Origin of the sequence: Streptomyces antimicrobicus (assembly GCF_020532625.1) — a bacterium.
GTDB classification, from domain to species: domain Bacteria; phylum Actinomycetota; class Actinomycetes; order Streptomycetales; family Streptomycetaceae; genus Streptomyces; species Streptomyces antimicrobicus.
This window is the reverse complement of sequence record NZ_JAJAUY010000065.1, coordinates 1-22,431: the sequence shown is the minus strand read 5'-3', so window position 1 is coordinate 22,431 and position 22,431 is coordinate 1. Positions and strand designations below refer to the sequence as shown.

The following is a 22,431-nucleotide window of genomic DNA, read 5'->3' as shown; positions in this document are numbered from 1 at the left end:
GCCTGGGGGTGGGGCGTACGACCGCGTGCGGGAGGAGCGTACGACCGTCTGCGGGAGGGGCGTACGACCGCGTGCGGGAGGGGCGTACGGGCTGCGGGCCGGCGGCGCCGGTGTCACCCTGAGGGCGTGACCGAAGGAGCAGTCGTCGCGGCCGTCGACGGCTCGGAGCACAGCCTGCGGGCCCTGGAGTGGGCCCGGGCCGAGGCCGCGCGGCACGGGAGCGGGCTGGTCGTCGTGCACGTCCTGCCGGACCACGCCCAGTGGTACGCCGGACGCCGCGAGTCGGTGGGCGCCGCGCCGGAGCCGCCCCCGGACCCGGTCCGCGCGGCCCTGCCCGCGGACCTGCCCCCCGACACCCGTTACGAGACCGTGGAGGGCTCGGTCCCCGACGCCCTGCGCGCGGCCGGGCGGGGCGCGCGGATGCTGGTCATGGGCTCGCGCGGCCGGGGCGGCTTCACCAGCCTGCTGCTGGGCTCCAGCAGCAGGGCGGTGGCGACCACCGCGCCCTGCCCGGTCGTGGTGGTGCCGCACCGCGCGCGCCTGGCGGCGGGCGGCGACCCCCAGGGGCGGGCCGCCGGGCCGGTCGTCCTCGGGCTGCACGCCGCCGAGACCGCCGAGGACGTGATCGACTTCGCGTTCACCGAGGCGGCCGCCCGGCCGGGCGCGGCCCTGCAGGTGCTCTCGGCGTTCACCGTGCCGCCTTCCCCGCTGCTGCTGGGCGGCCCGTACGCGGTCGTCACGCCGGAGGCGATGGCCGAGGCCCTGGGCGACGAGGGCCGGGCACCGGCCGAGCGGGAGATGCTGCGCGCGCAGAACGACCGGCTGGCGTCGTTCCGGCAGCGGTACCCGCGGGTGCCGCTGGAGCAGGCCGCCGTGCCCGGGGACGCGGCCGGGGCACTGGTGCAGGCCTCGGAGGCGGCGGCGCTGGTGGTGGTCGGCCGGCACCGGCGGCGGCTGGGGCGCTCGTTGCTGATGGGGTCGGTGGCGAACGCCGTGCTGACCCATGCCTCCTGCCCGGTGGCCGTCGTACCTGCTCAGCACGGTCAGGACACGGAGTGAGCCGGGTGCCGGGGTCTGGCATCAAACGCCTGGTCCGGGGGAAGCTGGGACCCGGGGGGACTGCTTCGCGAAGCGGAGGAGGACGACCGAAGGAGCCCGGGGTGGTGGCCGATGGCGGACGACCAGCCGACAGCAGACGACGAGATGCCGGAATCCGCGGCGCAGCGCAGGGCGCGGCGCGCGCAGTTCCTGCGTGAACTGAACGAGGCACGGGAGCTGCGCGACCGGGTCCAGCCCCGACGCGCCCGTGCGGCCCGGATGCGCCAACAGATGCGGATGCGGACCTTCCGCTGGTGAGCGTTCACAGTGGATCAGCACAACCGAAACCGATCGGAACCAGAATCGGAAGAAACCGGAAGCAGCGGCCGGGTAGACCGTCCGAGCGACAGCCAGGCGGTCCCGTCGAGGGGTCCCGCAGCGGCCCCCCGAGGGCGGCACGGCACGACGCAAGCGCGGAAGACCTCTCGCAAAGCCGCTGTTTCTGCCACGATGCCGATGGGGCGGGGCGCGAAACGGCAAGCGACAAGGCCGTTCCACCCCTCGACCCAAGCCTCCGCCGGGGGGACCTCCAACCGGCACGCCTATGACCAGTGGGAGAGTCACGGTGTACTTCGCCGCACTGCTCGCGCGCACCGAAGACGGGTGGGAAGCGAGCGACATGGAACTCGACGACGTCGAGTCGTTGACGGATCTGACCGATCTCGCCCGTGCCGCCGCTGTCGACGACGACACGGTGGTCGCCCTCATCGAGCAGGAGGACGCCTGGTTCGGCGTCGTCCGGCTGGACGGCGAGGACGACCCGCGCATCTTCGTCTCCAACGCCGTCCTGGCCAAGCGCAGCTCCTACGGCTCGATGCTGACGGACGAGCTGCTGGGCAGCGACGGGCAGGAGGACGACGAGCTGGACGAACTGGACCTGGACGGCACCGAGGACGGTGAGGAGGACACGGTCGCCGCGTTCGCCGGCGACGAGGACGAGGACGCCTCCGGCGCCGGCGCCGAGCCGGTCCCGGCCGGTCCGCTGGGCGACGCCCGGCTGCTGGACGACCTCGGGGTGAGCCACAAGGAGCTGCTGGCCCTCGACGGGGACGCCCTCGCGGAGATCGCCGACCTGCTCGGCGCGACCGAGGTGCTGGAGGCCGTCCGCTAGTGACCGACGCGCAGGACCCCGGTCCCGTACGGGACGAGCGTCCGGTACGGGACCCGGCCCCGGTACGGGACCCCGAGCCGGTACGGGACCCCGAGCCGGTACGGGATCCCGGCCCGCCCCGAGAGCCCGGCCCGGAGCGGCAGCCCGACCCGGTGCGGGACCCCTGGCGGGAGGCGATGCGCCTGGCGCTGGGCGAGGCCGCCAAGGCGGTGCCGGCCGGCGACGTACCGGTCGGCGCGGTCGTGCTCGACCCGGGCGGCCAGGTCCTGGCCACCGGCTACAACGAGCGCGAGGCCGTGGGCGATCCCACCGCGCACGCCGAGGTACTGGCGATCCGCCGGGCCGCGGCGAAGCTCGGCGAGTGGCGGCTGCCGGGGTGCACCCTCGTGGTGACCCTGGAGCCGTGCGTGATGTGCGCCGGCGCGCTGGTGCAGTCCCGCCTGGCCCGGGTCGTCTACGGCGCGGGCGACGAGAAGGCGGGTGCGGCCGGCTCGCTGTGGGACCTCGTGCGCGACCGCAGGCTCAACCACCGGCCGGAGGTGATCCGGGGCGTGCTGGAGGACGAGTGCTCCGCCCTGCTCACGCGATTCTTCCGGGACCGGTGACCCCGGCGCGCCGGACCGGCGGGGCCGCAGCACGGGCCGGGTGAGCAGGGCCACGCGTATCAAGTTGCAAAGCACTCCCCGGCGTGGGCTAGGATCTCTCTCGGTGGTGTGTCCGAGTGGCCGAAGGAGCTCGCCTCGAAAGCGAGTATGGGGCAACCCATCGGGGGTTCAAATCCCTCCACCACCGCTCTGGTCGAGAGCCCCGGTTCGTACGAACCGGGGCTCTCGCGCGTGTCCGCCGTGACCGGCCCCCGGCGGACGCCGTTGTCACGGCATGACCAAGACCCAGCGCCTCCTCGCCGCCGTCGCCCTCGCCGGCGCGGCCGCCGGCCTCGCCGCGCCCGCCGCCTCCGCCGCCGACCTGCCGCTGTCCCCCCTGACGCTGCCCGAGCTGCCGACCCCGGCCGCCGGAATGCCCGAGGACGCCGCGCCGAACTCGGTGCCGGAGATCGGCGCGAAGCTGAACGACGGCCTGACCCAGCTCGACCAGCTGGCCACGCTGCCGGACCGGCTCCAGCCGGTGGTCGACCCGGTCGCGCCGGTGCTGGGCCTGGCCGGGGCCATCCAGTAGCCCGGCGCCGTCCGCAGCGCGGCTCCCCCGGTCCGCGGGCACGCCGCAACACCCCGGGTACGCCGAAGGCCCCGGCCGTGAGGGGCCGGGGCCTTCGTCCGCGAACGGGACGGGGGAAGCGGCATCGGGGGGACAAGCCGCTTCCCCCGACGAGGACGGACCTACCGGCCCGCGCCGCAGTCAGGGGGAAGCGTGCGGCCCGGACCCCGCAGTGAGGCCCTGTCCCTCCACCCTCCGGTTTCCTGCCAGAACCGGTGGGCTTCGTGAACCATCCTGCTCCTTCCCGCGCCGCCGCGGCCGCGGCGAAGGGCCCGTACCAGCGGGTCATAGGTCCTTAAAGGTCAGGTGAGTGCCCGAACGCGACCGGTTAGACTCACCCGACTTCGCACGGACGGCAGGGGAGGCCGACACCGCTCATGGACACCAAGAAGATCCTCATGGGCGCACTCGTCGTCTTCGTCCTCTTCACGATCATCACCCAGCCGGTGAAGGCCGCCGAGATCGTCCAGATCGGCTTCCAGGGCATCTCCGACGCCGCCAAGGGAATCGGCCGCTTCATGACCGAACTGGTGCGCTGAACCCGTACGTACGAGCGGCCTTCGGGCTCCGCCGGCCCTCCCCCTCCCGCCTCGGACGGCTTTGGCGTGTACCCGCCTCGCACCCTCGGCCGAACGGCTCCGGCAACCATCCTTGAATGTCCAACTTGCCCTCAACACGGCGATATACGGTGCTTGCACACAGTGCACATCTCTTGTGATGCTATGACCGTTTTTGATGGAAGAGTTGCCTGAGCTGACATGAAGGGGTGGCGTGACCGTGCCGGCCAGTACTGCGCCCCAGGTGCCTCCCCAGCACGAAGCCCAGGACGAGCCCGCCCCCAGGCCGCAGAGCCGGGGCGCCGACACCCGGGCCCTGACCCAGGTGCTCTTCGGGCAGCTGAAGGCCCTGGAGCCGGGCTCCAGCGAGTACAACCGGGTGCGCGGGGCCCTGATCGAGGCCAACCTCCCGCTGGTGCGCTACGCCGCCGCCCGCTTCCGCAGCCGCAACGAGCCGATGGAGGACGTGGTCCAGGTCGGCACGATCGGCCTGATCAACGCCATCGACCGGTTCGACCCGGACCGCGGGGTGCAGTTCCCGACCTTCGCCATGCCGACCGTCGTGGGCGAGATCAAACGGTACTTCCGCGACAACGTGCGCACCGTCCACGTCCCGCGCCGGCTGCACGAGCTGTGGGTCCAGGTCAACGCGGCCACCGAGGACCTCACCACGCTCCACGGACGCACCCCCACCACGCCCGAGATCGCCGAGCGGCTGCGGATCAGCGAGGACGAGGTGCTGTCCTGCATCGAGGCCGGCCGTTCGTACCACGCGACCTCGCTGGAGGCTGCCCAGGAGGGCGACGGGCTGCCGGGCCTGCTGGACCGGCTGGGTTACGAGGATCCGGAACTGGCCGGGGTCGAGCACCGCGACCTCGTCCGCCACCTCCTCGTACAACTGCCCGAGCGCGAACAGCGGATCCTGCTCCTGCGCTACTACAGCAATCTGACGCAGTCCCAGATCAGCGCGGAGCTCGGAGTGTCCCAGATGCACGTCTCCCGGCTGCTGGCCCGGAGCTTCGCGCGGCTGCGGTCCGCAAACAGGATCGAGGCGTAACCGGAACGAGTGGAGATCGCTCCGCTCGTTTCCCGACAGAACAGGCTCATTCCGGTCTGTCGCTGCACTGATATGTCGACTTGGCGCTACAGCGCGTTGCCGACATGTGACATTCTGCTGGAACCGCGTTTGCCGCAGCCCCGCCTCCGGTATTCAGGTGAAGGCTGCGTTCCTCCGACGGGCGCGCCCGCCGCGACCGTCCGCGACCTTCAAGGGGGTGGCATGTCCGTACACCAGGGCAGCTCCGAGGTGCTCACGCTCGTCAAGAGCGAGGCGCCGGCAGCACCCACGGCGTCTGACCGCCCGGAAGCCATCGACACCCGCACCCTGTCCCGCTCCCTCTTCCAGCGTCTCGCCGCCCTGGACCCGGACAGCCCCGAACGGGCCTACGTCCGCGACACCCTGATCGAGCTGAACCTGCCGCTGGTGCGCTACGCCGCGGCCCGGTTCCGCAGCCGCAACGAGCCGATGGAGGACATCGTCCAGGTCGGCACGATCGGCCTCATCAAGGCGATCGACCGCTTCGACTGCGAACGCGGCGTGGAGTTCCCGACGTTCGCCATGCCGACCGTCGTGGGCGAGATCAAACGATTCTTTCGAGACACTTCCTGGTCCGTCCGCGTCCCGCGCCGGCTCCAGGAGCTCCGGCTCGCCCTGACGAAGGCCAGCGACGAGCTCGCCCAGCGGCTCGACCGCTCCCCGACCGTGCCGGAACTCGCCGCGGTGCTCGGCGTGTCGGAGGAGGAGGTCGTGGACGGCCTGGCCGTCGGCAACGCGTACACCGCCTCCTCGCTCGACTCGCCCTCCCCGGAGGACGAGGGCGGCGAGGGCTCGCTCGCGGACCGGCTCGGCTACGAGGACACCGCCCTCGAGGGTGTGGAGTACCGCGAGTCGCTCAAGCCGCTGCTGGCCAAACTCCCCGCGCGGGAACGGCAGATCATCATGCTGCGGTTCTTCGCGAACATGACGCAGTCGCAGATCGGCGAGGAGGTCGGCATCTCGCAGATGCACGTCTCGCGGCTGCTCACCCGCACCCTCGCGCAGCTGCGCCAGGGACTCATCGGCGAGTGACCTCTGGTCATTTGACGGTCCGTCAGTGACACTGGCGCGGTGCGCAGGCTGACGACCGTCCTCGCCCTCTGTACGGCCGCCGTGACCCTCACCGGGTGCGGCGGCCCCGCGCGGAACGGCCATGTCGCCGTGGGCGCCGCCGCGGCCGGACCCGAACGCGGCGCGGGCGAGACCGTACCGCCGCGGGGGCCGGTGGAGTACCAGCCACTCCCCGGCCCGCCCGCGGCCGGATCCTCTGCGTCCGGGTCCTCTGCGTCCGGGTCCTCCGGGTCCGGATCCTCGGCCGCCTCCCGGGACGCGGGCTCCGGTGCCGCCGGCTCCGCCTCGGCCGCTGTCGCCGTACCCGGGCCCGCGCCGGGCGGCCCCTCGGGAACTGCCCCCGGTACGACGGGACCGACCCCTGGCGGCGGTACGCCGCCCCGCCCGGCCCCGGGCACCCCGAGTGCGCCCGGCGGCTCGCCCGGTACGCCGTCCGCGCCGGGCCCCGGCACCCCCGCCGGTCCGGCCGCGTTGCTGCTCAGCGCCCCGACCCGGGCGGCGGGCGCGGACCGGTGGTGCGAGCGTGTGACGGTCACCTTCGCCAACACCGGCGGGGCGCCGGCCCGTTCGGGCACGGTCACCTTCGCCACGCACGTCCTGGGCGCCCTGGGCATCGACTGGGCCACGATCACCACGACCCAGCCGCTGCCCGCCCCCATCCCGGCCGGCTCGGCCGTGACCCGCACGTACACGGTGTGCGTGGACGCCTGGCGCGTGCCGCTCGGCATGCGCATCGAGACTCGGAAGGTCACGGCCACCTGGAACTGAGCCGGCGGGCGTCACCGGCGGCCTCCCTGCGGGCGGTTTGTCCGCGATCGGGTTTTCCGATTCCTTTACCGCCCCTTCCCCCCGATTCGTTTGCCTGTAGCAACCATCCGCTTCTATGGTTGCTCTAAGCAACAAGATGGGGAGGGGCCGTGCAGGGGACCGCGCAGGCGAGGACCACGACCGCGACCGCGCACTACGAGGAGCTGGCCCGCCAGCTCACCGGCATCGGCGCGGTCAAGCGCGACCTCGCCCGCACCCTCCCGCCCCACTGCCCGCCCGGCCCGGCGGCCGTCCTCACCGTGCTCGACCGGCACGGCGAGATGCGGCTGAGCCGGCTCTCCGAGCTGCTGGCGGTCGACATCTCCGTGACCAGCCGCCACGTCACCCATGTGGCCGAGCGCGGCTGGATCGCGCGGGACGCGGACCCCGGCGACGGCCGGTGCCGGATCCTGCGGCTCACCCCCGCGGGACGGGCGGTCCTGGCCGAGATCCGCGCCCGGCACACGGCCGCGCTCACCCGCGCCCTGGCCGACTGGCCGGTGCAGGACGTCACCGCGCTGAACACCTTGCTGGCCCGGCTCCGCACGAGCTTCTCCAACAGCTTCTGACCGAAGGAAACGCATGGCTACGACCACACCCACCGGTGTGCGGGGAGGCAGCCGGTCGGCGACCACGTCCGACGGCGCCCCCATGACACATCCCCAGATCATGAAGGCGCTGTCCGGGCTGATGCTCGGCATGTTCGTGGCGATCCTGTCCTCCACGATCGTCTCCAACGCACTGCCGCAGATCATCAGCGACCTCGGCGGCACCCAGTCGTCGTACACGTGGGTGGTCACCGCCGCGCTGCTGTCGATGACCGCCGCGACCCCGCTGTGGGGCAAGCTGGCGGACCTCTTCAGCAAGAAGCTGCTGGTCCAGCTGTCCCTGGTGATCTACGTCCTGGGATCGGTGGTCGCCGGCATGTCCCAGAACACCGGCATGCTGATCGCCTGCCGCGTGGTCCAGGGCATCGGCGTGGGCGGCCTGTCCGCCCTCGCCCAGATCGTGATGGCCGCGATGATCTCGCCGCGCGAGCGCGGCCGGTACAGCGGCTACCTGGGCGCGGTCTTCGCCGTCGCCACCGTCGGCGGCCCGCTGCTCGGCGGCGTCATCACCGACACCGACTGGCTCGGCTGGCGCTGGTGCTTCTACGTCGGCGTGCCGTTCGCCGTCATCGCGCTGGTCGTGCTCCAGCGGACGCTGAAGCTGCCCGTGGTGCGCCGGGACGTCAAGGTGGACTGGCTGGGCGCCTTCCTGATCAGCGCGGCCGTGTCGCTGCTGCTGATCTGGGTGACCCAGGCCGGCGACTCGTTCGACTGGATCTCCTGGCAGACGTGGGCGATGACCGGCGGCGCGGTGCTGCTCGGCGCGCTGTTCGTGCTGGTGGAGTCCCGGGCGAGCGACCCGATCATCCCGCTGCGGCTGTTCCGCAACACCACCATCAGCCTGGCCTCGGCGGCCTCGCTGTTCGTGGGCATCGCGATGTTCTCCGGCACGGTGTTCTTCAGCCAGTTCTTCCAGCTGGCCCGGAACGAGTCGCCGACCATGTCCGGCGTCCTGACCATCCCGATGATCGGCGGCCTCTTCGTCTCCTCCACCGTCTCCGGCCAGATCATCACCAGGACCGGCAAGTGGAAGGCCTGGCTGGTCTCCGGCGGTGTGCTGCTGGCCGCGGGCCTCGGGCTGCTCGGCACGCTGCGGTACGACACCCCGTACTGGCGCATCGCCGTCTTCATGGCGCTCACCGGCCTCGGTCTCGGCATGATGATGCAGAACCTGGTCCTCGCCACCCAGAACCAGGTGGCCCCGGAGGACCTGGGCGCGGCCAGCTCGGTCGTCACCTTCTTCCGGTCCCTCGGCGGCGCGATGGGCGTCTCCGCGCTGGGCGCCGTGATGGCCCACCGGGTCACCGAGTACGTCAAGGACGGCCTGGCCGCGCTCGGCCCGAAGGCCGCCGCGATGGGGCACGGCGGGACCGGCGGCGGGGGCATCCCCGACCTGGACAAGCTGCCCGCGCCGATCCGCGAGGTGATCGAGTCCGCGTACGGCCACGGCGTCGGGGACGTCTTCCTCTACGCCGCGCCCTTCGCGCTGCTCGGCCTGGTGCTGGTGCTGTTCATCAAGGAGGTCGCGCTGAAGTCGCAGCCGCTGGCCGAGGGGGCGGCCACGGCGTCCTCGGAGGGCTGACGGGCGAGCCCGGCCGCCGCTGCCGGCTGCCGCCCTCTGCGGCGCCGGCGCGTGCTACGGCACGGCGGGTGGGGCGGCGTGGGCCTGGAGCCGGGCGTGGGCCTGGATGCCCGCGATCAGGACGTCGAGCGCCAGGCCGAAGTCGGCGTCGGGCGCCCGCCGGACGGCGCCGCCCCCGCCGCACCCGTGCAGGAACTGGGTGACGGCGAGGTGCGCGCCGGTCCGGCCGGTGTCCGTCAGGCCGGTGGCGTCCAGCAGCCGGTGCAGAGCGGCGTCGAAGGCCCGGGCGTGCGGACCGATGTTGGGGTACTCGGCGGCCAGCGGGGCGACCCAGGCGTGCTCGGCGAGCAGCCGCCGGTAGCCGCGGGCCAGCGCCCGCAGGCGGGCCGCCCATCCGGCGGCCACCGCACCGGTGGGCAGGTCCAGTTCGCCCAGGGCCCGGTCGAGGGCGAACTCCAGCAGGTCGTGCTTGGTGTCCACGTACCAGTACAGGGACATGGCGGTGACGCCCAGGCCGGACGCCAGCCGGCGCATGGAGAACCGCGCCAGCCCGTCGGTGTCCAGCAGCCGGACCGCGGCGGTGGTGATCCGCTCCCGGTCCAGCCCCGAGGGCGCCTCACCGCGCCGCCGGGTCGTGGGGGCGGATCTGGCCGTCAGCCACACACTGGTGCGCACGGACCCGCCCGCACTCGCCATGAGGCACCTCCTCGCCCGACGGATCGGCCCGGTATGCCCGGTCCGCCCTGCTCGATGCTAGGGGGTGCCTCTGGCAGTTGCGGGGGGATCGGGGCCGGATCAGGCCTTGAGGGTGGTCAGGTCGTACATCCTGACCCCGCCGATCGTGACCTCGGCGCAGTGCTCCTGGACCCAGGTCATCACGGCCTCGCTGGTCCGTCCGCCGGGGCCGCCGCCGCGCGTGCCACCGGCTCCGCCGCCGCCCGCGACGACGTAGTGGATCCGCCCGTCCCGCACGTACTGCTGGAACTGCTCCAGGGTGGGCGAGGGGTCGCTGCCGTTGAATCCGCCGATCGGCATGACCGGGCGCTGGGTGGCGAGTTGGTAGCTCGCCGCGTTCTGGGCCCCGACCGCCGCCGCGACCCAGGTGTAGCGGTCCGCGTCGGCCAGGAGCGCCTTCTTCACCTCGGCGCCGACCCGGGCTCCGTCCAGCAGCCCGCCCGGGCCGCCGGGACCCTGGCGCCGGCCCTGGGCCTGGTCCTGGCTGGGGCTGCGGCCCTCGCCCGGGCTCTGTGCCCGGCCCGGGGCCCGGCCGTTCGGCGGTCCCTGGAACCAGCCGTTCGGCGGTGGTGGGACCTGGGCGTTCGGCGGGACCTGGGCGTTCGGCGGGACCTGGAAACCGGTCGGGCCCTCCGGGCCGCCCGGGCCGTCCGGGCCGCCGGGCAGGCCCCGGACGACGCGGCCGGCCATGCCGCCTGCCACCGCCGGCCCGGCCGTCGGGATGGACCCCGTGTGGCCGGTGCGCACGGTGGTCAGGCTGTACGCGAACGGGCCCGCCAACGCCGCGACCAGCCCCACGGCGGCGGTCATCAGGGCGAAGCCCCGGCCCAACCGCCCGCCCACGAGCAGCCCGGCCGCGGCCACCAGACCGGCCACCAGCACGGCCCGGCGCAGCCACGGCAGGTACCCGGCGGACCGGCCGAGCAGGACGTACGACCACACGGCGGTCAGGGCGAGCGTGCCCGCGAGGGTGAGCGCGGCGGGCAGGCTGTGCCGTTCCTCCCACAGCACGGCCACCCCCATGCCGACCAGCGCGGCCACGAACGGGGCCAGCGCCACGGTGTAGTACTCGTGGAAGATGCCCTGCATGAAGCTGAACACCGCCATGGTGATCAGCAGGCCCCCGCCCCACGCCAGGAACGCGGCCCGGGCCATGCCCTCCAGCGAGTCGGTGGCCCGCCTCGCCCGCCACGTGATGACGATGCCGGCCGCCAGCAGGACCAGCGCGGCGGGCAGCAGCCAGGAGATCTGCCCGCCCGTCGTCGCCGAGAACAGCCGGTCGACGCCCGTCTCGCCCCAGCCGGGTCCGCCCCCTCCGGGCCGGGAGCCGCCGCCCACGCTGCCGGTCTCGTTGCCGTTGATCCGGCCCAGGCCGTTGTAGCCGAGGGTCAGCTCCAGGAAGGAGTTGGTCTGCGAACCGCCGATGTACGGCCGGGAGGCCGCGGGCCACAGTTCGACGACCGCCACCCACCAGCCGCCGGCCAGCACCGCCGCGAGCCCGGCCAGCAGCAGCTGGCCCAGCCGGCGCCGCAGCCGGGTCGGCGCGCAGACGGCGTGGAGCAGGGCGAGCGGCGGCAGGATCACGAAGGCCTGGAGGGTCTTGGTCAAGAACGCGAACCCGATGGCCACCCCCGCACCCACCAGCCAGCCGGTCCGGGCACCGTCCAGGGCGCGCAGCACGCAGTACACGGTGACCGTCAGCAGCAGGGTCAGCAGCGCGTCGGGATTGTTGAAGCGGAACATCAGCGTGAAGACCGGGGTGAGCGCCAGGACGGTCCCGCTGAGCAGCGCGGCCGCGGGCCCGAACTGCCGTCGCACGGCGGCGTACAGCACCGCGGTGGTCGCCACACCCATCAGTGCCTGCGGGACCAGGATCTGCCAGGAGCCGAGCCCGAACAGCCGCACGGACAGCGCCATCGGCCACAGCGCGGCCGGGGGCTTGTCGACGGTGATGGAGTTGCCGGCGTCGGACGAGCCGAAGAAGAAGGCCTTCCAGCTCTCGCTGCCCGCCTGGACGGCCGCCGAGTAGAAGGAGTTGGCGTAGCCGGAGGCGTTGAGGTTCCACAGCAGCAGCACCGCGGTGCCCAGCAGCAGGACGGTGAAGGCGGGCCGCTCCCAGCGGGGCCGGGCGGCGGCCGCCGCGGTGCGTGCCGGCTGGGGTGGGGCGAGGGGGACGGCGGGTACGGCCGTGGTCATCGGGTGGTGTCCTTCGGGTGGGTGGCCGCGCGGTCGGGGAAGACCCAGGCGCGGAAGAGCAGGAAGCGCAGGACGGTCGCGGCGAGGTTGGCGGTGATCAGCACGGCCAGTTCGGTGGCGCGGGCCGGGTTCGTGCCGGCCGCGTCCAGGGCCGCCAGCGACCCGGCGGTCAGCGCCAGCCCGATGGCGAAGACCAGCAGGCCCTGGGCCTGGTGGCGCAGGGCCCGCTCCCGGCCGCGGACGCCGAAGGTGAGCCGCCGGTTGGCGGCCGTGTTGGCGAGCGCGGACAGCAGCAGGGCGGCGGCGTTCGCGGTCTGCGCGCCGGCACCGAGCCGGAAGAGGGAGTACAGGCCGAGGTAGCACAGCGTGGAGAGCACCCCGACGGCGCAGAAGCCCAGCAGCTGCCGGGCCAGACCCCGGGGCACCCCTGGGAGGTTCCGGTCGCGCGGGTCGTCGCCGAACGGCCGGGCCAGCCGGTCCAGGGGCAGCGCCCCGGCGGCCAGCGCCCGCCCCACCCGCCACATGCCCTTGAGGTCCTCGACGGCCGTGCGCGCGATGTGGACGGTGGAGTGCGGGTCGTCCACCCAGTCCACGGGGACCTCGTGGATGCGCAGACCCGCCCGCTCGGCCAGCACCAGCAGCTCGGTGTCGAAGAACCAGCCGGAGTCCTCCACCAGCGGCAGCAGCCGCTGGGCGACCTCGCGGCGGATGGCTTTGAAGCCGCACTGGGCGTCGCTGAACCGGGCGGCCAGCGAGGAACGCAGCAGCAGGTTGTAGGCGCGCGAGACGAACTCCCGCTTGGCCCCGCGCACCACCCGGGACGAGCGGGCGAGCCGGGTGCCGATCGCAAGGTCGGAGTGCCCGGAGATCAGCGGGGCGACCAGCGGCAGCAGCGCGTTGAGGTCGGTGGAGAGGTCGACGTCCATGTAGGCCAGGACGGGCGCCTCGGATCCGGACCACACGGTCCGCAGGGCCCGACCACGGCCCTTCTGCTCCAGCCGGACGCTGCGGACGCCCGGCAGGGTGGCGGCCAGCGAGGCCGCGATCTCGGCGGTCCGGTCGGCGCTGGCGTTGTCGGCGACGGTGATGCGGAACGGGTAGGGGAAGGTGCGGCTCAGGTGCTCGTGCAGGCGGTGCACGCAGGGCCCGAGGTCCTTCTCCTCGTCGTGGACGGGGACCACCACGTCGAGCACGGGCACGCCGGACGTGCCGGTGCTCCGCACGTCGAGCGGGGTGCGTGCCGGGAGGGCCCCCGGAGAGGTGTCGGTCGGCATGGTCCGACCCTCGCCGGGCGGGCTGTCACGGCTGTGTGGTCCGGCTGTGCCCCGCCTGTGAGTGCTCCGCCGCGGGGGCGCGGCAGGGGAGTTCCACCGCGAAGCACGTCCTGCCCGGCACGCTCCGTACGCCGACCCGGCCGCCGTGCGCGGTGACGACGGCCTGGACGATGGCCAGGCCCAGACCGGTCGATCCGGCGGTGCGGGAGCGGGAGGCGTCACCGCGGGCGAAGCGTTCGAAGACGTGCGGGAGCAGGTCCGGCGGGATGCCGGGGCCGTCGTCCTCGATCTCGACGCGTACGTGGCCGGGCGCGGTCCGGACCCGGGCGGTGACGGTGGTGCCCGCCGGGGTGTGGGTCCGGGCGTTGGCGAGCAGGTTGATCAGCACCTGCTGGAGGCGGGCCGGATCGGCGCGGACCTCCGACGGGGCGGGCCCGTCGGGCAGTTCCAGGCGCCAGTGGTGGCCGGGTCCGGCCGCGCGGGCGTCACTGACGGCGTCCACGACCAGCGGGGCCACGTCGGTGTCCTGCCAGGACAGCGGGCGGCCCGCGTCCAGCCGGGCCAGCAGCAGCAAGTCCTCCACCAGGCCCGTCATCCGGGTCGCCTCGGCCTCGATCCGGCCGAGCGCGTGCCGGGTGTCGGGGCCGGCCTCCTCACGGCCGCGTCGGGTCAGTTCGGCGTACCCGCGGATGGAGGCCAGGGGCGTGCGCAGTTCGTGGCTGGCGTCCGCGACGAACTGCCGCACCCGGGTCTCGCTCTGCTGCCGTGCGGTGAGCGCGGAGGAGACATGGCCGAGCATCCTGTTCAGGGCGGCGCCCACCTGGCCGACCTCGGTCCGCGGATCGGCCTCCGTGTCGGGCACGCGCTCGTGCAGGGCCGGCTCGCCGCTGTGCAGCGGCAGCTCGGAGACGCGGGTGGCGGTGGCGGCGACCCGGCGCAGCGGACGCAGCGCCACCCCGACCAGCGCCTGGCCGGCCAGCGAGGCGGCGATCAGTCCGGCCAGGGTGACGCAGACCTCGACCGCGATCAGGGTGGTGACGGTGGAGTGCACCCCGGCGAGCGGGAAGCCCAGGGTGAAGCCGCCGGTGGGCGCGGTGCGCACCAGGTACGAGCCGCGGCCGGGCAGGTCCACGACGGTGGACCCACCGCCACGGGACGTGGCCGCCGCGGCGGCCAGCACCCGGCTCTGGCGGTCGTCGAGCGGCTGGATCCGCCCGTACTCCGGCGGGTCGGCGCGCTCGCTGAAGGCGCCGTCACGGATGCCGCCCTCCGTGTCGAGCAGCGCGGAGACCGCGCCGATCGGGGTGCCGGGGGCCAGGACGAAGTCGACGCGCTTGGGAGTGGCGCAGCGCTTGCCTCCCGGCGTGCCGGGAGAGCCGCCGGGCACCGGGATCTCGGCCTTGCCCACGAGCCGCTCCCGGCCCGGCACGCAGGCCAGTTCCACGGCGGTGCGCAGCTGCTGGTCGAGCTGTCCGACGAGGTAGGAGCGCAGGGCCAGGGTGGTGACCGTGCCGATCACCGCCCCCACCACCGCGATCAGCGCGACCGAGGTCACGACGAGGCGGGTGCGCAGGGACCACGGCCTGGAGCGGGTGGATGTTTCACGTGAAACGCCGCGCCTGGGGAGCAGGTTCACTCCTCGCCCGGCTTGATCAGGTAACCGGCACCGCGGCGGGTGTGGATCATGGGGCTGAGGCCCGGGCCGCTCTCCAGCTTGCGTCGCAAGTAGGAGATGTAGAGCTCGACGACATTGGCCTGGCCGCCGAAGTCGTAGCTCCACACCCGGTCCAGGATCTGCGCCTTGCTCAGCACCCGGCGCGGATTGCGCATCAGGTAGCGCAGCAGCTCGAACTCGGTCGCGGTCAGGTGGATCTCCCGGCCGGCCCGGCTGACCTCGTGACTGTCCTCGTCCAGCCGCAGGTCACCCACGACCAGGACGGACTCGCCGCGCGCGGCCTGGGCCGCGCCGGAGCGCCGGATCAGACCGCGCAGCCGGGCCACGACCTCCTCCAGGCTGAAGGGCTTGGTGACGTAGTCGTCCCCGCCGGCGGTCAGGCCGGCGATCCGGTCCTCGACGGAGTCCTTGGCCGTCAGGAACAGCACCGGCACCTGCGGGAGCTCCCGGCGCAGCCGGCCGAGCACGGCCAGTCCGTCCATGTCGGGCAGCATGACGTCGAGGACCACCGCGTCGGGCCGGAACTCCCTCGCCGCCTTGACCGCCGCCGCCCCGTCGCCGGCGCTGCGCACCTCGCAGCCCTCGTAGCGCAGGGCCATGGTCAGCAGCTCGGAGAGCGAGGCCTCGTCGTCCACGACGAGGATCCGGCAGGGTCCGCCGTCGGGCCGCAGCAGGGCTGTGGGGGACGTGGTCGCGTGGGCTGTGGTCGTCGCCGTCATGGCGCCCAGGCTGGCCGCCGCCCCTGAGAGGCCTCTTGCCGCTTTCTGTGAATCTCCTGAGAAAGCCCCGGGGCGGGCGGCGCGGCCACCGACGAGGAGAACCGGCCGCCTACGGGAACAGCCGGGCCGCGTTGTCGTGGCAGACCGCGCGCAGCCAGTCGTCGCCGAGGTCCAGCCGTTCCAGGGCCTGGAGCTGGTGCTCGTAGGGGTAGGGGATGTTGGGGAAGTCGGTGCCGAGCAGGATCCGGTCGCCGAGGGCCGCCAGCCGGCCCCGGTCCGCCGGCGGGAAGGCGGCGAGCCGCTCGGCGAAGTCGGTGAAGGCCATGGTGGTGTCCAGGCGCACCTCGGGGAACCGCTCGGCGAGACCGAGGAACGCGCCGTACTCGGGCAGCCCCATGTGCGCGACGACCAGCGCCAGCCGTGGATGGCGGGCCAGCAGCCGGGCGACCGGCTCGGGGCCGGTGTGCTCGCCGGGCACCGGCCCCGACCCGCAGTGGATCACCACGGGAATCCCGGCCTCGGCCAGCAGGCCCCACACCGGGTCCAGCAGCGGGTCGTTCGGGTCGTACGCGCCCACCTGGACGTGCGCCTTGAACACGCGGGCCCCGCCCTCGACGGCCTGCCGTACGTAGCCTTCGGCGCCCTCCTCCGGGTAGAAGGTCGCGGTGTGCAGGCAGTCCGGCGTCCGGGCGGCGAAGTCGGCCGCCCAGGAGTTCAGCCAGGCCGCCATGGCGGGCTTGTGCGGGTACAGCATCGACGTGAAGGCGACGACGCCGAACGAGCGGAGCAGGGCGACGCGTTGCTCCTCCTCGTGCCGGTAGGTGATGGGCCACTCGACGCCGGTCAGCGGCCCCACCGCGTCGAAGTACTCCCAGACCTTGTCCAGCACCCGCTCGGGCATGAAGTGCGTGTGCACGTCGATCAGTCCCGGCAGCCCGAGCCGCTCGCGGAAGTCCCGGACCGCGGCCCGGGTCGCCTCGGCGGCCGGCTCACCGGCTGCCGAGGCGCCGCTCGCCTCAGGTGTCGGCGCGGACAAAGCCGTGGCTCCGCTCGACGGTGGCGACGTGCAGCGTGTAGCTCTCGTACCACGAGGCGCGGCCCCGGCGTATGGCCGTCTGGTGCTCCAGGTCCTGCCGCCACTGGGCCATGGACGCGTGGTCGCGGAAGTACGCGACGGTGATGCCGAGCCCGCCGGGGGTGCGTGCCGACTCGTAGCCGAGGAAGCCGGGCACGTCGCCGACGAGCTCGATCATCCGGGCGAGGGTCTCGGGGTAACCGGAGTCGTCCTGGGTGCGGACGGAGGTGAACACGGACATCACGTACGGCGGTTCGAACGCCGGAAGCGGCTGGATCGTCATGATCCCCACCCTCTCCGTTCGTCCCTGGCATGGCCACCGAAAAGCGGGCTCGGAGACGGAAGGGATCCAAGATTTGACCTTCGCCGCGTCCGCAACAGGTCACGGCCGGAAGCGGCGGGCCGGTGGCACGCGGCCCTCAGGCCCGAAGCGGCGGCCGGTGGCACGCGGCCGTCGGAACGAACCGGCCCGGGTGAGAACGGACCGGCCCGGGTCAGAACAGACCGTCCTGCCCGCCGTCCCCCTCCGGCCGGATCTCCCGCACCGGCGCGGTGGTCACCGCCTGCTCCGGCGAGGCCACGGCGACCAGCTCCCAACCGGCCAGCAGCCGGGTGTCCACCACCAGCCCGTCCTGCAGGTGCAGGTCCGGCCCCGCCGCCCCGGCCAGCCGGCCCGCGACGACGGCGCCGTCCGCCAGCTCGGCCAGCACCCGCCGCGGTCGCGGCAGCCCGTCGAGCCCGAAGGCGCCGGCGTGGTCCACCGCCTCGCACGGCAGCCGCTCCAGCGACTCCGGCCAGCCCGCCAGGCCACCGGCGCGGGCGTGCAGCTCCGCCACCTCGGCCGCCCGCTCCGCCGCGGGCGGCAACGAACCGCGCACCGCGCGCTTGCGGCCGTACGCGATCCGGTCGGGCACGCCGAGCGCCGCCCGCAGCAGCTCCTCGGTGCGCCGGGCGGCCATCAGCGGGCCCCGGCCCAGCCAGCTCCAGGTCACCGCGCCCTGCTCCAGCAGCCGGGCCGGACCGCGCTCCTCGGCGGTGATCCCCACCTTGACCAGGCCCGGCCCGAACCACGCCAGGTAGACCCGGTAGGGCCGTGGATCGGCGACGTGGGTGTCGGCCGCCACCGAGAAGGACCGGTCCAGCCGGGCGCACTCGGCACACTGCCCGCCCCCGGCCCGCCCCGGCACCTCGGCCCCGGTGGGACACGGCGTCCACCGCCCACTCCGCCGGACCCCCAGGCAGCCCCGGGCCCCGACTCCGGCGAAGGCGAGCCACTGCCCGTACACCAGCGCGCTGCTCCGCTCGCCGCGGCCCTCCCCGTACCACCCCACGGCGGGCCGCCCCCCGCCCCACCGCAGTCCGGCGCACCGCCAGCCCACGGCGGGAGCGACCGACCGGTCCACGCCGACCGCGCCGCGCCGCGCGCCGCCGGTGCCCTCCACGGATCCGCCTCCCACCCTTTGCGCCAAGGCCCTCGCAGCGACCGTATCGGCCCCAGCGGGTGGGCGGCGCCGTCAGCCCCCGCCGCCCTTGCTCTTGCCGAGGACGAGCTCGGTGGTCCATGCGTCACCGAACTTGAACTGCCCCTTCGGGTCGTCGGCCGTGACGACCGCGGTCACGGGTAGGGACTCCCCGGGCGAGGCGGACTGGAGCACGTCGCACACCTCGGCCACGGACGCCACCGGAGCGTCCTTCAGGTGCGTCACCACGTCCCCGGGAAGCAGCTCGGCCTTGTACGCCGGGGAGTTGGTCAGCGAGCGCACGACGACGACACCGCTCACCTCGGCGTCCGTCAGCCGCTTCTGCAGCTTCTCGACGGTGGGCTGGTCCTCCTCCACGAACTGCGCGCTCAGCTCCGGGTCGTCGAGGGCCATGAGCGACCAACCGGGATCGTTCTTCGTCTCCCCCGCCGCCAGCGAGTCCAGGACCGGCCGGGCGTGGTCGGAACTGATCGCGTAGAACTGGCCCTGCACGCCGCCGGTCGCGGTCAGCGTGTTGATCCCCACGACTTCGTCCTTGCCGTTGAGCAGGGGGCCGCCGGAGTTGCCCGGGTTGACGGTGGCGGAGTGCTGGACGGTGACCGGGTAGCGCGGGAGCGAGGACGACGGCACGGCGTTCTGGACGTTCGGGTTCTGGACCGAGCCGCCCGTGTAGGCGGGCTTCGCCGCCGTCGGGTTGTCACCCAGTGCGTCCGGGTACCCGAGGGAGACCACCCTGTCGGCCGCCTGCAGGCCCTTGCTCTCGCCGAACTTCAGACCCTTCAGATCTTGCTGCGGCGAGGTGAACTTCAGGACGGCCAGGTCTTCGCACGGATCGATGCCCACCACGCGCACCGGCACCGGCTGGCGGTCGCCGACCACCACCTTCAAGGTCGCCTCGCCCTGGACCACATGGGCGGCCGTGGCGATCAGCCCCTGGTCCGGGTTGTAGATGAAGCCGGATCCGAGGGAGTAGTCCTTCCCCAGCACATGGACGGTGGCCGGCGCGGACCGCTCGTAGATCTCGTGCGGGTCCATGTCGTCGGCGAAGGCCGACCCGCCGCCACCCGTCACCCCGAGCACCACCGCCGTGGCCACACCCACGGCGCCCTTGGCGCGCACCTTCATGAGCCGCCGCCCTTCAAGGAAACGGAGCCCCTCATTCAGGCTATGCCGCGCCCCCGGGATCGTCCTGTGCACCGGACAACCTTTGAACGCGCAACGGCAGGCAACGCGAAAGGCCCCCGGATCACCGGGGGCCTTTCGGGCTGTGCACTCGGCAGGATTCGAACCTGCAACCTTCTGATCCGTAGTCAGATGCTCTATCCGTTAAGCTACGAGTGCTTGGGCTTCCCGGGTTTTTTTCGCCCCGTTGGCCTTGCGAGAACAACAATACATGGACCTCGCCGGGACGCGAAATCCATTACCCAAACCCACCCTGAACTGGACAAACCACCCCAGCCGAAGATCAGAAACCGGGTCGGTCGGCGCACGGGGGTTGACGAAGGTTGACGGGAACACGACGAAGCCCCGGTCCGTGCGGACCGGGGCTTCGGTGGTGCGGAGGCGGAGGGATTTGAACCCTCGATGGGGGGTAAGCCCCAAACCGCATTAGCAGTGCGGCGCCATAGACCGGACTAGGCGACGCCTCCAGCACACCCCCGCGTACGAGGGTGCGTGCAGATGATGACACAGGCGCGGGGCCGGTCACCAATCCGGTCTCACGGTACTAGGCGCAGAGCCCGCAGAGCAAAGGCTTAAGGCGAGGAACGTCGAGGCGGGCGCGTCGTTGGGCAGGGGGCACGCCCCGCCACGCCCCCCCCCCACGGCACCATCCCGCTCCATCCGGCTCCACCCCGCACCACCCAGCTCCGCTCCACGACGCAACGACGACCTGACGACCCGGAGTGATCTTGATGCGTCTCGCCGCCCTCGCCGTCACCTCCGCCCTGGCCGCCGCGGTCGCCGGTCCGCTGCCCCCGCTGCCCCTCGGCAAGCTGCTCGGCGCGCCCGACCGGCTCACCGTCCAGGTCTCCGGCACCGGCAACCCGCTGGCCGACGGCGAGTACCAGCTGGAGTGCGACCCGCCCGCCGGTACGCACCCGAAGAAGGAGCGGGCCTGTGCCCGCCTCGACCAGCTCGCCCAGGAGGGCAAGGACCCCTTCGCCCCCGTGCCCGAGGGCCGGATGTGCTCGTTCCAGGACGGCGGGCCGGCCACCGCGCACGTCACCGGGACCTGGCGGGGACGGCAGGTGGACGCGAGGTTCCAGCGCCGCAACGGTTGCGAGATCAAGCGGTGGAACGATTTGGAACCGCTGCTTCCGGGGCGCGCCTCCTGACCTGGCAGGATCGGGGCAGCAAGCGGAACGTGTCGTGGGAGGCCCCGCCGTCCGAGGCCCCCGGCCGGGACTGTGGCCTTAGACTCCTCCCGTGACATGCCGGTAGTCGTGGTCAGGGGAGGACGCTCGTCGTGAGCAGCAGGCCATCCCGAGGCGCTGCTCGCCTCGCAGCAATACTCGACGCGCTGCCCGACGCGCTCCTGCTCGTCAACGCCAACGGCACGGTCGTCAACGCCAATTCCATCGCCCTGGAGGTCATGGAGAGCCCCGGCACGGGCCTGGTCGGGCGAGGCGTCCTGGACCTGCTGCCGCAGTTCGACTCCAAGCTGATCCCCGGTTCCATGCGGCGCCCCGGCGACGACGGGGGCGACCGCCGCAAACCGACCCGGATGATCGCCCGGCGGACCGACGGCTCCGAGTTCCCCGTCGAGATCACCACCGCCAACCTCGACGGCCGCGACGCCTACCGCGACCCCCACCCCGGCTTCACGGGCGACGAGCTCCTCATGATCGTCGTTCGGGACCTCACCGGCACCGTGGACACCGAGGCGGAGCTCGCGCGGTCGCAGCGGCAGACCGAGATGATCCTGCGGGCCGCGGCCGAGGGCGTCGTGGGCACCGACACCGAGGGCCGGGTGGTCCTGGTGAACCCCGCCGCCGCGCAGATCCTCGGGTACCGGGCCACCGACCTGGGCAACCGCGAGCTGCACGGCCTCATCCAGCACTCGCGCGCCGACGGCTCGCCGTTCCCGTTCGAGGAGTCCCCGCTCGCCGACACCCTGCGCAGCGGACGCAAGCACCGGGTGCGCGGGCAGGTGCTGTGGAACAAGGCCGGTCAGGCGGTCTCCGTCGACCTCACCACCTCCCCGGTGCGGGACGGCGACCAGCTCGTCGGCGCCGTGATGACCTTCACCGACCGGCGCCCGTACGACGCCCTGGCCGCGCGCCACGCTCAGCTGCTGGCCGTGCTCGGCGACGCCCTGCGCGGACCGCTGGAGGAACTGCGCGGCGAGCTGGGCACGCTGGCCGCGGACGACGCCGGACAGCTGTGGCCCGAGGCCAACCAGCTCCTGCACCACCTGGCCGCGGGCTACTCGCGGATGACCACGCTGGTCGACAACGTGCTCGGCTTCCAGCGGCTGGACGCCGGGGCCGAGAAGCTGGCCAAGAAGAAGGTGCTGATCGACGGGGTCGTGGCGGCCGGTGTCGACGGGGCGGTCGAGCTGATCGGGCCCGGGCGGGTGCAGTTCGCCGTGCACGCGCCGACGATCGAGGCCGAGGTGGACGGGGAGCGCATCGCCACCGCGCTGGCGCACCTGATCGCCGACGTCGCCGGGGTCGACGCCACCGGCAAGACCCCCCAGGGCAGCGGGTACATGGACTCCACCGTCGTGGTCGCCGCCGCGCAGCGCGGGGACGTCGTACGGATCGAGGTGCGCGGCCCCTACGACGGCGGGAGCCCGGTGCACGAGCCGGTCGTGCGGGGGATCGTGCAGGCGCACGGCGGAGTGCTGCAGACCGTCGAGGTGCCGGGGGCGCCCGGTGGGGCGTACGTGTTGGAGCTGCCGCTCGGTTCCGGTGCCGGGACCGTGACGCTGCCGGAGCCCGCGGCGCCGGAGCCGGGCCCGGAGCCGGGTCCGGCGGGACCCGCCGGGCCGACCGCCGCGGAGGGCGGCGCCGTTGCGGAGCCCGGCTCCGGGCGGCGGCGGGCCCGGCGCGGAGTGGACGCGTTCCTGGAGGACGAGGCAGGGCCGGCCGGTGCCGAGGGCCCGCCCCCGACGGGGTGACGGGCCAG

At 73.5% G+C, this 22,431-nt stretch carries 22 protein-coding genes and 3 tRNA genes; 14 read left to right on the top strand and 11 right to left on the bottom strand.

What is annotated here, in order from left to right; genetic code table 11:
- The first annotated feature begins 126 nt into the window (after positions 1-126).
- The 12 genes from LG632_RS17480 to LG632_RS17425 all read left to right on the top strand — a co-directional run bounded on the left by LG632_RS17480 (position 127) and on the right by LG632_RS17425 (position 9,145).
- Positions 127-1,059: a universal stress protein gene (locus LG632_RS17480; RefSeq protein WP_226728248.1), complete on the top strand. Its 933-nt coding sequence runs from the start codon at positions 127-129 to the stop codon at positions 1,057-1,059.
- A 111-nt stretch (positions 1,060-1,170) separates the two neighbouring features.
- A complete protein-coding gene (locus tag LG632_RS17475; protein WP_226728247.1) occupies positions 1,171-1,356 on the top strand; it encodes a hypothetical protein in 186 nt (61 codons plus the stop codon).
- A gap of 307 nt (positions 1,357-1,663) precedes the next feature.
- Positions 1,664-2,209, top strand: coding sequence for a tRNA adenosine deaminase-associated protein (locus LG632_RS17470; protein WP_226728264.1), 546 nt, complete (start codon positions 1,664-1,666; stop codon positions 2,207-2,209).
- Positions 2,210-2,361: 152 nt separating this feature from the next.
- Positions 2,362-2,814 carry a tRNA adenosine(34) deaminase TadA gene (gene tadA, locus LG632_RS17465; protein WP_226728263.1) on the top strand — a complete coding sequence of 151 codons (453 nt, stop codon included), beginning with the start codon at positions 2,362-2,364 and terminating at the stop codon, positions 2,812-2,814.
- A 102-nt stretch (positions 2,815-2,916) separates the two neighbouring features.
- Positions 2,917-3,001, top strand: a tRNA-Ser gene (locus tag LG632_RS17460).
- Positions 3,002-3,088: 87 nt separating this feature from the next.
- Positions 3,089-3,385, top strand: coding sequence for a hypothetical protein (locus LG632_RS17455; protein ID WP_226728246.1), 297 nt, complete (start codon positions 3,089-3,091; stop codon positions 3,383-3,385).
- Between the two features lie 416 nt (positions 3,386-3,801).
- On the top strand, positions 3,802-3,963 hold the full coding sequence (locus LG632_RS17450; protein WP_226728245.1) for a hypothetical protein: 162 nt from the start codon (positions 3,802-3,804) through the stop codon (positions 3,961-3,963).
- Positions 3,964-4,201: 238 nt separating this feature from the next.
- Positions 4,202-5,038, top strand: a complete 837-nt coding sequence (locus LG632_RS17445) for an RNA polymerase sigma factor SigF (protein ID WP_226728244.1) — start codon at positions 4,202-4,204, stop codon at positions 5,036-5,038.
- Between the two features lie 222 nt (positions 5,039-5,260).
- Complete coding sequence (locus LG632_RS17440; protein WP_226728243.1) at positions 5,261-6,109, top strand: RNA polymerase sigma factor SigF; 849 nt, start codon at positions 5,261-5,263, stop codon at positions 6,107-6,109.
- A 564-nt stretch (positions 6,110-6,673) separates the two neighbouring features.
- Positions 6,674-6,916 carry a hypothetical protein gene (locus LG632_RS17435; protein WP_226728242.1) on the top strand — a complete coding sequence of 81 codons (243 nt, stop codon included), beginning with the start codon at positions 6,674-6,676 and terminating at the stop codon, positions 6,914-6,916.
- A 149-nt stretch (positions 6,917-7,065) separates the two neighbouring features.
- Positions 7,066-7,524: a MarR family winged helix-turn-helix transcriptional regulator gene (locus tag LG632_RS17430; protein WP_226728241.1), complete on the top strand. Its 459-nt coding sequence runs from the start codon at positions 7,066-7,068 to the stop codon at positions 7,522-7,524.
- Positions 7,525-7,606: 82 nt separating this feature from the next.
- Positions 7,607-9,145 (top strand): MDR family MFS transporter, encoded by a 1,539-nt coding sequence (locus LG632_RS17425; protein ID WP_508618714.1) that lies wholly within the window; start codon positions 7,607-7,609, stop codon positions 9,143-9,145.
- Positions 9,146-9,199: 54 nt separating this feature from the next.
- On the opposite strand, the gene LG632_RS17420 is transcribed toward LG632_RS17425, so the two are convergent.
- From LG632_RS17420 to LG632_RS17370, 11 genes are all read right to left on the bottom strand, one after another.
- Positions 9,200-9,841, bottom strand: a complete 642-nt coding sequence (locus LG632_RS17420; protein WP_226728239.1) for a TetR/AcrR family transcriptional regulator — start codon at positions 9,839-9,841, stop codon at positions 9,200-9,202.
- 99 nt (positions 9,842-9,940) lie between these two features.
- Positions 9,941-12,076: a glycosyltransferase family 39 protein gene (locus LG632_RS17415; RefSeq protein WP_226728238.1), complete on the bottom strand. Its 2,136-nt coding sequence runs from the start codon at positions 12,074-12,076 to the stop codon at positions 9,941-9,943.
- Positions 12,073-13,350, bottom strand: coding sequence for a bifunctional glycosyltransferase family 2/GtrA family protein (locus tag LG632_RS17410; protein WP_226728237.1), 1,278 nt, complete (start codon positions 13,348-13,350; stop codon positions 12,073-12,075). Before LG632_RS17410 ends, LG632_RS17415 begins: the two co-directional genes overlap by 4 nt.
- Before the next feature lie 25 nt (positions 13,351-13,375).
- On the bottom strand, positions 13,376-14,905 hold the full coding sequence (locus LG632_RS17405) for a sensor histidine kinase (RefSeq protein ID WP_308108615.1): 1,530 nt from the start codon (positions 14,903-14,905) through the stop codon (positions 13,376-13,378).
- Positions 14,906-14,982: 77 nt separating this feature from the next.
- Positions 14,983-15,744, bottom strand: coding sequence for a response regulator transcription factor (locus LG632_RS17400; protein ID WP_308108613.1), 762 nt, complete (start codon positions 15,742-15,744; stop codon positions 14,983-14,985).
- A gap of 109 nt (positions 15,745-15,853) precedes the next feature.
- Positions 15,854-16,678, bottom strand: coding sequence for an amidohydrolase family protein (locus LG632_RS17395; protein ID WP_226728261.1), 825 nt, complete (start codon positions 16,676-16,678; stop codon positions 15,854-15,856).
- Between the two features lie 82 nt (positions 16,679-16,760).
- Positions 16,761-17,102 (bottom strand): antibiotic biosynthesis monooxygenase family protein, encoded by a 342-nt coding sequence (locus LG632_RS17390; RefSeq protein WP_226728235.1) that lies wholly within the window; start codon positions 17,100-17,102, stop codon positions 16,761-16,763.
- Between the two features lie 211 nt (positions 17,103-17,313).
- Positions 17,314-18,198: a DUF2797 domain-containing protein gene (locus LG632_RS17385; protein WP_226728260.1), complete on the bottom strand. Its 885-nt coding sequence runs from the start codon at positions 18,196-18,198 to the stop codon at positions 17,314-17,316.
- Between the two features lie 135 nt (positions 18,199-18,333).
- Positions 18,334-19,425, bottom strand: coding sequence for a S1C family serine protease (locus tag LG632_RS17380; RefSeq protein ID WP_226728234.1), 1,092 nt, complete (start codon positions 19,423-19,425; stop codon positions 18,334-18,336).
- A gap of 143 nt (positions 19,426-19,568) precedes the next feature.
- A tRNA-Arg gene (locus LG632_RS17375) sits at positions 19,569-19,641 on the bottom strand.
- Positions 19,642-19,858: 217 nt separating this feature from the next.
- Positions 19,859-19,949: transfer RNA gene (locus tag LG632_RS17370), tRNA-Ser, on the bottom strand.
- Between the two features lie 264 nt (positions 19,950-20,213).
- Between LG632_RS17370 and LG632_RS17365 the strand changes: the two genes are divergently transcribed.
- Entirely contained in the window at positions 20,214-20,636 is a 423-nt protein-coding gene (locus LG632_RS17365) for an SSI family serine proteinase inhibitor (RefSeq protein ID WP_226728233.1), read from the top strand.
- 131 nt (positions 20,637-20,767) lie between these two features.
- Complete coding sequence (locus LG632_RS17360; RefSeq protein WP_374203503.1) at positions 20,768-22,423, top strand: PAS domain-containing protein; 1,656 nt, start codon at positions 20,768-20,770, stop codon at positions 22,421-22,423.
- The last annotated feature ends 8 nt before the right edge of the window (positions 22,424-22,431 follow it).

Coding starts and splice junctions, on each gene's coding strand:
- LG632_RS17400 (WP_308108613.1), bottom strand. CDS start 15,744: ATGACGGCGACGACCACAGCCCACGCGACCACGTCCCCCACAGCCCTG.
- LG632_RS17425 (WP_508618714.1), top strand. CDS start 7,607: ATGACACATCCCCAGATCATGAAGGCGCTGTCCGGGCTGATGCTCGGC.
- LG632_RS17475 (WP_226728247.1), top strand. CDS start 1,171: ATGGCGGACGACCAGCCGACAGCAGACGACGAGATGCCGGAATCCGCG.
- LG632_RS17440 (WP_226728243.1), top strand. CDS start 5,261: ATGTCCGTACACCAGGGCAGCTCCGAGGTGCTCACGCTCGTCAAGAGC.
- LG632_RS17420 (WP_226728239.1), bottom strand. CDS start 9,841: ATGGCGAGTGCGGGCGGGTCCGTGCGCACCAGTGTGTGGCTGACGGCC.
- LG632_RS17365 (WP_226728233.1), top strand. CDS start 20,214: ATGCGTCTCGCCGCCCTCGCCGTCACCTCCGCCCTGGCCGCCGCGGTC.
- LG632_RS17410 (WP_226728237.1), bottom strand. CDS start 13,350: ATGCCGACCGACACCTCTCCGGGGGCCCTCCCGGCACGCACCCCGCTC.
- LG632_RS17450 (WP_226728245.1), top strand. CDS start 3,802: ATGGACACCAAGAAGATCCTCATGGGCGCACTCGTCGTCTTCGTCCTC.
- LG632_RS17380 (WP_226728234.1), bottom strand. CDS start 19,425: ATGAAGGTGCGCGCCAAGGGCGCCGTGGGTGTGGCCACGGCGGTGGTG.
- LG632_RS17455 (WP_226728246.1), top strand. CDS start 3,089: ATGACCAAGACCCAGCGCCTCCTCGCCGCCGTCGCCCTCGCCGGCGCG.
- LG632_RS17390 (WP_226728235.1), bottom strand. CDS start 17,102: ATGACGATCCAGCCGCTTCCGGCGTTCGAACCGCCGTACGTGATGTCC.
- LG632_RS17415 (WP_226728238.1), bottom strand. CDS start 12,076: ATGACCACGGCCGTACCCGCCGTCCCCCTCGCCCCACCCCAGCCGGCA.